The organism is Variovorax sp. 20P10.2.4, assembly GCF_058244205.1.
Window position 1 is genome coordinate 1 of record NZ_JBZAYE010000318.1, and the last position, 8,219, is coordinate 8,219.

Sequence of the window (8,219 nt, forward strand, 5' to 3'; positions counted from 1 at the left end):
CGGTGCCCATCGCGCCGTCTGGATGGCGTTCGCCGCGCGCGAATCGATCTGGAGCGCCGAACTGCGCGAGCCGGTGCAGCGCGCGCTGGCGCGCATCGCCAATGCGATCAGCGTCTACGAGCCGGTGAAGATGCTCGTGAACGCCGAGGATACCGCCACGGCGCGCCAGCTCTGCGGCTCCAACGTGCAACTGATCGAACACCCGATCGATGACCTCTGGGCGCGCGACACCGGTTGCGTGTTCGTGCGCAACGCCCGCGGCGAGCGGGCCGCCGTGAACTTCAACTTCAACGGCTGGGGCCGCAAGCAGCCGCATGCGCGCGACGCCACGGTGGCGGCGCGCATGGCCGAACTCGCGGGCGTGCCGCTGCTGCGCAGCCGCCTGGTGCTCGAAGGCGGCGGCATCGAGGTCGACGGCGAAGGCACGGCCATCGTCACCGAGAGCTGCGTGCTCAACGAGAACCGCAACCCGGGTGTCTCCAAGGCCGTGGCCGAGGAAGAGCTCCGGCGCCTGCTGGGACTCACCAAGATCATCTGGCTGCCCGGCATCGCCAACCGCGACATCACCGACGGCCATACCGACTTCTATGCACGTTTCCTCAAGCCGGGTGTGGTGGTGGCGGCACTGGACAACGACCCCGAGTCCTTCGACCATGCCGTGACCCGGCGCCACCTGGAACTGCTGCGCACGGCGACCGATGCGCGCGGACGCGCCCTGCGCATCGTCACGCTGGCCACGCCAGGCCGGGTGCGCCCCACCTACGCACGCAAGGAGTTCGCGGCCGGCTACGTGAATTTCCTGCTGACCGACAAGGCCGTATTCCTGCCCGAGTTCGGCGATGCGGCGGCCGACGGGGCGGCCCGCGCGGCGCTGTCCGCGGAGCTGCCGAGCCACCAGATCGTGCAGCTCGACATCGATGCCATCGCCGCGGGTGGCGGCGGCATCCACTGCACCACGCAGCAGGAGCCGGCGTGACCCCGAACGCTTTCGCCAGGAGACCGACATGCATTTCTCGATGACCCGCCGCCGCCTGACCAGCGCCCTTGGCCTCGCGCCGCTGGGCTGCATCGCCACCTCGCCCGCTGCCGCGCCCGAAGGCTGGCTGATGCCCGACGAAGCCGCGCCGCACCGCGCCACCTGGATGTCCTTCGGCCCGAGCGAGGCGATCTGGGGCCGGCGCCTGCTGACGCCGGTGCGCCAGCATCTGGCCCGCATCGCCCGCACCATCGCCGAGTTCGAACCCGTGCACCTGCTGGTGCGCGAACGCGAACACGACCTGGCCGCGCGCCTGTGCGGCAACCGCGTGCAGCTCGAGGTGCAGCCGGTGGACGACCTCTGGATGCGCGACACCGGGCCGGTGTTCGTGCGCAATGGCGCGGGCGAATGGGGCGGCGTCGACTTCAACTTCAACGGCTGGGGCGGCAAGCAGGCCCATGCCGACGATGCCGAGGTGGCCGGCTATGTGAGCGGTGCCGCCAAGGCGCGGCCGCTGGCGACGGAGCTGGTGCTCGAGGGCGGCGGCATCGAGGTCGACGGCGCGGGCACGGCGCTGATCACCGAGAGCTGCGTGCTCAACGCCAACCGCAATCCCGGCTGGCGCAAGGAGGACTGCGAGGCCGAGCTGCGTCGCCTGCTGGGCCTGCGCAAGATCATCTGGCTGCCCGGCATCGCGGGCCGCGACATCACCGACGGCCACACCGACTTCTACGCGCGCTTCGCGGCACCGGGCATCGTGGTGGCGGGCCTCGAGAACGACCCCGATGCCTACGACCACGCCGTGACGCGGCGCCACCTCGAGATCCTGCGGCAGGCCACCGACGCGCGCGGCCAGCGCCTGCGCGTGGAAGTGCTCGCGGGGCCGGACTCGGTGCGCGACGCCTACGACAGCGACGAGTTCGCGGCCGGCTACATCAACTTCTACGTCTGCAACGGCGCCGTCATCGCGCCGCAGTTCGGCGATGCGCGCGCCGACGGCAACGCCCGCGCACTGCTGCGCGAGCTGTTCCCGAAGCGCGAGGTGGTGCAGCTCGACATCGATGCGATCGCCGCGGGCGGCGGCGGCATCCACTGCACCACGCAGCAGCAGCCGCGTTGAGGCCGCTCACGCCACCGGCGGCAGTCGATCGAGCAGCTTGTCGAGCGTGATCGGATAGCTGCGCACGCGGACGCCGGTCGCGTTGTAGACCGCGTTGGCGACCGCGGCCGCGACGCCGCACATGCCGAGCTCGCCCACGCCCTTGGCCTTCATCGGCGAGGAGATCGGATCGGTCTCATCGAGGAAGACCACGTCCTGGTGCGGGATGTCGGCATGCACCGGCACCTCGTAGCCCGCGAGGTCGTGGTTGACGAAGAAGCCGTGCCGCTTGTCGACCGCCAGCTCCTCCATCAGCGCGCCGCCCACGCCCATAGTCATCGCGCCGATCACCTGGCTGCGCGCGGCCTTGGGGTTGAGGATGCGGCCCGCGGCGCAGACCGCGAGCATGCGCCGCACGCGGATCTCGCCGGTGACCGCATCGACGCCGACTTCGACGAAGTGCGCGCCGAAGGTCGACTGCTGGTACTTCTTGTCGAGGTCGCCGTACTCGATGCCGTCCTCGGCCGACAGGCCCTCGGCGCCCGCGGCCTCGGCCAGCGGCACCGTGCGCTCGCCGGCGCGCACCATGCCGTCGGCAAAGCTCGCATCGGCCACCGCGAAGCCCAGCTTGCCCGCCACCGCCTCGCGCAGCTTCATGCAGGCCGCGAACACGCCCGAGGTCGAGTTGTTCGCGCCCCACTGCCCGCCCGAGCCGGCCGAGGCCGGGTAGGCCGAATCGCCGAGCCGCACCTGCACCTTGTCGAGCGGCAGCCCCATGGTCTCGGCGGCGGTCTGCGCAATGATGGTGTACGAGCCGGTGCCGATGTCGGTCATGTCGGTTTCCACCGTGACCACGCCGCGGTTGTCGAGCCGCACGCGCGCGGCCGACTTCGTGAGCAGGTTGTTGCGGAAGGCCGCCGCGACACCCATGCCCACGAGCCAGCGGCCATCGCGCTGTTGCCCCGGCGACGCATTGCGCCGGTTCCAGCCGAAGCGCTCGGCGCCGGTGCGCAGGCATTCGATCAGGCTGCGCTGCGAGTACGGGCGCTCGGGCTTCTCGGGATCGACCTGGGTGTCGTTGAGCACGCGGAACGCGATCGGATCGATTCCGAGCTTCTCGGCCATCTCGTCCATCGCGACCTCGAGCGCCATCAGGCCCGGCGCCTCGCCGGGCGCGCGCATCGCGTTGCCCTCGGGCAGGTCGAGCACCGCGAGCCGCGTGGCCGTGAGCCGGTTCGCGCCGGCATACAGCAGCCGGGTCTGGTTGACCGCCGTCTCGGGCTGCCCGCCCTCGAGGTCGCCCGACCAGCCCTCGTGCGCGATGGCCGTGATGCGGCCGTCGCGCGCGGCGCCGATGCGGATGCGCTGCACGGTCGCGGGCCGGTGCGTGGTGTTGTTGATCATCAGCGGTCGCGTCAGCGCCACCTTCACGGGCCGGCGCGCGGCACGCGCGCCCAGCGCGGCGAGCAGCGCATCGGCGCGCACGAACAGCTTGCCGCCGAAGCCGCCGCCGATGAAGGGCGAGACCAGGCGCACGTTCTCCTTCGGAATGCCCAGCGTCTTGGCGACGTCGCCGACGCCCCAGGCGATCATCTGGTTGGCGGTCCAGATCGTGAGCCGGTCGCCCTGCCACTGCGCGATGGAGGCATGCGGCTCCATCATCGCGTGCGACTCGTCGGGCGTGCTGTAGGTCGCGTCGAGCTGCACCGGCGCCGCGGCGAAGGCGCCCGCGAAATCGCCGACCTTCGTCTCCGGCTCGCCCGACATGGGGCTGGCCTTGGGCGGCTTGGCCGACGCCATCTCGGCCGCGAGGTCGAAGCGGCCGGCCGCGCGCGTGTACTCGATGCGCACCAGCTGCGCCGCGGCGCGCGCCTGCTCGAAGCTCTGGGCTACCACCACGGCCACCGCCTGGTGGTAGTGGTCGATCTCGGGGCCTGCCAGCAGCTTGGCGGTGTTGAAATCGCCCTTGCCCAGCTTGCCGGCGTTGCGCGCGGTGACGATCGCCAGCACGCCCGGCGCGGCCTGCGCGGCGCGCAGGTCCATCGAGGCGATGCGGCCCTTGGCGATGCCGGCGCCGATCACGTAGCCGTAGGCCGCGCCCGGCACTTCGGCATGGCGTTCGTAGGCATAGCGCGCACTGCCGGTGGTCTTGACCGGGCCGTCGATGCGGTCGGTGGGCCGGCCGATGACCTTGAGCTGGTCGATCGCGTTGGTGGTCGCGGGGGTGTCGAATTTCATGATGTTCAGCTCCTCGCCTGCACCAGGGCCGCCGCGAGCGCGCGTTCGGCCAATGGCAACTTGAATGCGTTCTCGTGGGTCGGCTGCGCATCGGCCAGCAGCCGTGCGCTCACCGCGCGCGCGCCCTGCGGCATCGCGGCCTCGGCGGCTTCGATGCGCCATGGCTTGTGCGCCACGCCGCCGAGCGCCACGCGCCCGGTGCCGTCGCGCTGCACGATGGCCGCCACCGACACCAGTGCGAAGGCGTAGGAAGCGCGGTCGCGCACCTTGCGGTAGACCTGCGTGCCGCCCACGGGCCGCGGCAGCGTCACGCCGGTGATCAGCTCGTCGCGCTCGAGCGCGGTCTCGATGTGCGGCGTGTCGCCGGGCAGCCGGTGGAAGTCGGCGATAGGGATCACGCGCGTGCGCCCGTCGGGCTTCACGGTCTCGACGGCCGCGTCGAGCACGCGCATCGCCACCGCCATGTCGCTCGGATGGGTCGCGATGCAGGCCTGGCTGGCGCCGATCACCGCGAGCTGCCGCGTCACGCCGCCGATGGCGCTGCAGCCACTGCCGGGGCGGCGCTTGTTGCAGGGCTGGTCGGTGTCGTAGAAGTAGGGACAGCGCGTGCGCTGCAGCAGGTTGCCGGCCGTGGTCGCCTTGTTGCGCAGCTGGCCCGAGGCACCGGCCAGCAGCGCGCGCGACAGCACGCCGTAGTCGCGGCGCACGCGCTCGTCGGCGGCCAGGTCGGTGTTGCGCACCAGCGCGCCGATGCGCAGGCCGCCGTCGGTGGTCGGCTCGATGCGGTCGAGCTTCAGCGGGTTCACATCGACCAGGTGCACCGGCGCCTCGATCTGCAGCTTCATCAGGTCGAGCAGGTTGGTGCCGCCCGCGATGAACTTGGCGCCGGGATGGCCGGCCACGGCCGCCGCGGCCTGCGCGGGCGTCTGCGCGCGCTCGTAGGTGAAGGGCTTCATGCGCGGCTCCCGGCCACCTCGGTGATGGCGTCGACGATGTTCGAGTAGGCGCCGCATCGACAGATGTTGCCGCTCATGCGCTCGCGCAGTTCGTCGGCCGACAGCAGCGGCCGCGCCGTGAGATCGGCGCTCACGTGGCTGGGCACGCCGCGCCGCACCTCGTCGATGACGCCGACCGCCGAACAGATCTGGCCCGGCGTGCAGTAGCCGCACTGGTAGCCGTCGTGCTTGACGAAGGCGGCCTGCAGCGGATGCATGGCCTGCGGCGTGCCCAGCCCTTCGATGGTCGTGACCTGCGCGCCCTCGTGCATGACCGCGAGCGTGAGGCAGGAATTGATGCGGCGCCCGTCGAGCAGCACGGTGCAGGCGCCGCACTGGCCGTGGTCGCAGCCTTTCTTGGTGCCGGTCAGGTGCAGGTGTTCGCGCAGTGCGTCGAGCAGGGTCGTGCGCGTGTCGAGTTCGAGCGCATGCGATTGGCCGTTGACCTGCAGCGAGAGTCTGGTGGGAGGCATGTTCGTGGGCGGTGGTGATGCCGCGGCCGGTGCGGCCGCGGCGGGCAAATGAGACGAGACCGCGGCGGCGGTGGCGGCGGTCGCGATGAGCGCGTCGCGGCGGGTGATTGATGTCGAGGGCGATGTCGTGGGGCTTTCCATGGGGGACTCCTGTTGTTCGAGGGTCGGGCGCGCGTGGGAACACTCTGATAGCGCGAGCCACCGGGGTTCGCAGTAGGAGAAGGGATGTTGTTGGGTCCCGTGGCGGGCTCGTCGCGCGAGGACGCCGGCGAGGCGAAGCACCATTCTTGGGAACGGCCCGTGGGATCGATGGCGCGTTTCGCGCGTTTTCTTGCCTGATCCAACGAGCTTGCGCCGCTTTGCGGCCGCGCGATGGTGCGCGTGTAAGAAGGCGGCCTTACAGCTTCGGCGCGAGTACGCCGGGCGCCCTACACCGGATCGCGCACGGCCTGCGCATGGCCGAGGAAGGCGCGAAGCTGCGAGGGCCGCACCGGCTTGACGATGACCGGCAGGCCTGCCGCTTGCGCCGCGCTCAGGTAGTCGCCGCCCACGTCGCCGGTGACGATCAGCGCGGGCAGTGCCGCATCGTTCAACGACGAACGCAATGCCTCGATGGCCTGGATGCCGCCGGCCTGCGAACCCAGGCGCAGGTCCACCACCAGCGCGTTCGGGCGAAAGCCCGCCTGCAGCACGTCCAGTGCGCCTGCGATGCCGCTCGCGGAGCGCACGTCCATGCCCCACGACACGAGCAACCCGCGCAGGGCTTGCAGCGAATCGCGATCGTCGTCGACCACCAGCACGCGAGCCGCCAAGGCGGTCGGCGACGCTGGCACGGGCCGCCGTGCGTCACCCATGTCGTCGCTCGCTCCGACATCGACCAGCGGCAGATGCAGCTCGAACACGCTGCCCTGCCCGGCCGAGGAACGAACGGCGACACGAAGATCGAGCAGGTCGCTCAGGCGCTTCACGGTGGCCAGGCCCAGGCCATAACCCAGCCGCCGGTCGCGCGCGGGATTTCCGGCCTGGTAGAACTCGTCGAAGATCTGCGGCAGGTGCTCGGCGGCGATGCCGATGCCCGTGTCCTCGATGCGCAGCCGCAGCCGGCCGTCGTCGATGCTGCCGTCGACGCGCACCTGGCCCGCGTGCGTGTAGCGGATGGCATTCGCCAGCAGGTTGGTGAGTACGCGCGCAAGCAGGGCACGGTCGCTGTGCACCATGCAGGGCTCGATCGCCGTCTCGAAACGCAGGCCCTTGGCCGCGGCCATCGCCTGGTGCGGGCGGCAGCATTCGCGCACCAGTTCGTCGATGGCCAGCGGCGCCCATTGCGGGCTGGCCGAGCCGGCATCGGCGCGCGTGATGTCGAGCAGGTCGTCCACCACATCGGTCATGCCGTCGGCGCAGGCCACCAGTTGCTCCGACATCTCCTTGACCGCGCGCTCGGTGCTCACCGTGTGCACCGTCTGCGCGAGCAGCGCCATCGCATTGAGCGGCTGGCGCAGGTCGTGGTTGGCCGAGGCGAAGAAGCGCATGCGCGCGGCGACCGCTTCCTCGGCCGTGCGCCGCGCCGCGCTGCTGCGCTCGTTCTCGGCACGCAGCGCGATCACCAGCTCCGCATTGCGCCGGCGCTGCGCCTGGATCTCGTGCAGCGCGGACGACAGCTCCCTGGAACTCAGCAGCGTGTAGACCCCGATCAGCGTCACGATCAGCGCCATCGCGAGGTGATAGCTGCCGCCGAACCAGATGTCGCGCAGCACCAGCGGCCCGAGGATCAGCACCACGTAGGCGATGGCCGCGCGCCCCATCGTCGAGAGCCGGATCGCGCCGCCCAGCGCCACCGTGACCATCGCGATGTGAAGGATGGCCTCGGCCTGCGCCGGCCCCTCGTGGCGCAGCAGCACGCTGAGCACGCCCCAGGACAGCGCCAGCACCTGGTTGCTGGCCATGATCGGCAGCACCATGGCCTGCGGGTTCGCGCGCATGCCGGGCCGCAGCGCCCAGGCGATCCAGAGGCCCAGGCGCACCGCGACGATGCCGCAGTAGACGACGAACCAGGCCTGCACGCGCGCGCCGTCGGGCCCCGCCGCGTACTCGAGGTAGCACAGCAGCCCGCCCACCGCCGCCAGCAGCCACGACCAGACCGTGGAGCGGATCATCTGCTCCAGCTGCTGCAGCTGGAGGTCCGAGAAGGCCAGGCGTGCGCCGAGCGCGGGCTTCACCGCTGCTCCAGCAGCAGGCCGGCGCGGCGCGCCTGCACCAGCAGGTGCGTGCGGTTGCGGGCATCCATGGTGTCGAGCAGCGCCGTGATGTGCAGCTTGACCGTGCGCTCCGCGATCTCGAGCTCGGCCGCGATCTGCTTGTTCTGCCGCCCCTGCGCCACCAGCAGCAGCACCTCGAGCTGGCGCGGCGTCAGGCTCGCGGCCGGCAGGCCGGCCTGCGCC

General features: G+C 71.3%; 7 protein-coding genes. 2 read left to right on the plus strand and 5 right to left on the minus strand.

Annotated elements, in window-relative coordinates; all coding sequences use genetic code 11:
• A partial coding sequence (locus tag AC27VN_RS25070) for an agmatine deiminase family protein (RefSeq protein ID WP_490878267.1) occupies window positions 1-976 on the plus strand: 976 nt, incomplete at its 5' end.
• Between the two features lie 28 nt (window positions 977-1,004).
• Window positions 1,005-2,096 carry an agmatine deiminase family protein gene (locus AC27VN_RS25075; RefSeq protein ID WP_490878268.1) on the plus strand — a complete coding sequence of 364 codons (1,092 nt, stop codon included), beginning with the start codon at window positions 1,005-1,007 and terminating at the stop codon, window positions 2,094-2,096.
• Between the two features lie 6 nt (window positions 2,097-2,102).
• On the opposite strand, the gene paoC is transcribed toward AC27VN_RS25075, so the two are convergent.
• From paoC to AC27VN_RS25100, 5 genes are all read right to left on the minus strand, one after another.
• Window positions 2,103-4,313 (minus strand): aldehyde oxidoreductase molybdenum-binding subunit PaoC, encoded by a 2,211-nt coding sequence (gene paoC / locus AC27VN_RS25080; protein WP_490878269.1) that lies wholly within the window; start codon window positions 4,311-4,313, stop codon window positions 2,103-2,105.
• A gap of 5 nt (window positions 4,314-4,318) precedes the next feature.
• Complete coding sequence (locus tag AC27VN_RS25085; protein WP_296791335.1) at window positions 4,319-5,269, minus strand: FAD binding domain-containing protein; 951 nt, start codon at window positions 5,267-5,269, stop codon at window positions 4,319-4,321.
• A complete protein-coding gene (paoA, locus tag AC27VN_RS25090; protein ID WP_208513170.1) occupies window positions 5,266-5,922 on the minus strand; it encodes an aldehyde dehydrogenase iron-sulfur subunit PaoA in 657 nt (218 codons plus the stop codon). Before paoA ends, AC27VN_RS25085 begins: the two co-directional genes overlap by 4 nt.
• A 287-nt stretch (window positions 5,923-6,209) precedes the next feature.
• Window positions 6,210-7,997, minus strand: coding sequence for a sensor histidine kinase (locus tag AC27VN_RS25095; protein WP_490878270.1), 1,788 nt, complete (start codon window positions 7,995-7,997; stop codon window positions 6,210-6,212).
• On the minus strand, window positions 7,994-8,219 hold a 226-nt coding region (locus AC27VN_RS25100), incomplete at its 5' end, for a response regulator transcription factor (RefSeq protein ID WP_490878271.1). The genes AC27VN_RS25100 and AC27VN_RS25095, both read right to left, overlap by 4 nt.

Excerpts from the sequence above, each read along its gene's own strand:
- AC27VN_RS25075 (WP_490878268.1), top strand. The coding sequence starts at position 1,005 with ATGCATTTCTCGATGACCCGCCGCCGCCTGACCAGCGCCCTTGGCCTC.
- AC27VN_RS25085 (WP_296791335.1), bottom strand. The coding sequence starts at position 5,269 with ATGAAGCCCTTCACCTACGAGCGCGCGCAGACGCCCGCGCAGGCCGCG.
- paoC (WP_490878269.1), bottom strand. The coding sequence starts at position 4,313 with ATGAAATTCGACACCCCCGCGACCACCAACGCGATCGACCAGCTCAAG.
- paoA (WP_208513170.1), bottom strand. The coding sequence starts at position 5,922 with ATGGAAAGCCCCACGACATCGCCCTCGACATCAATCACCCGCCGCGAC.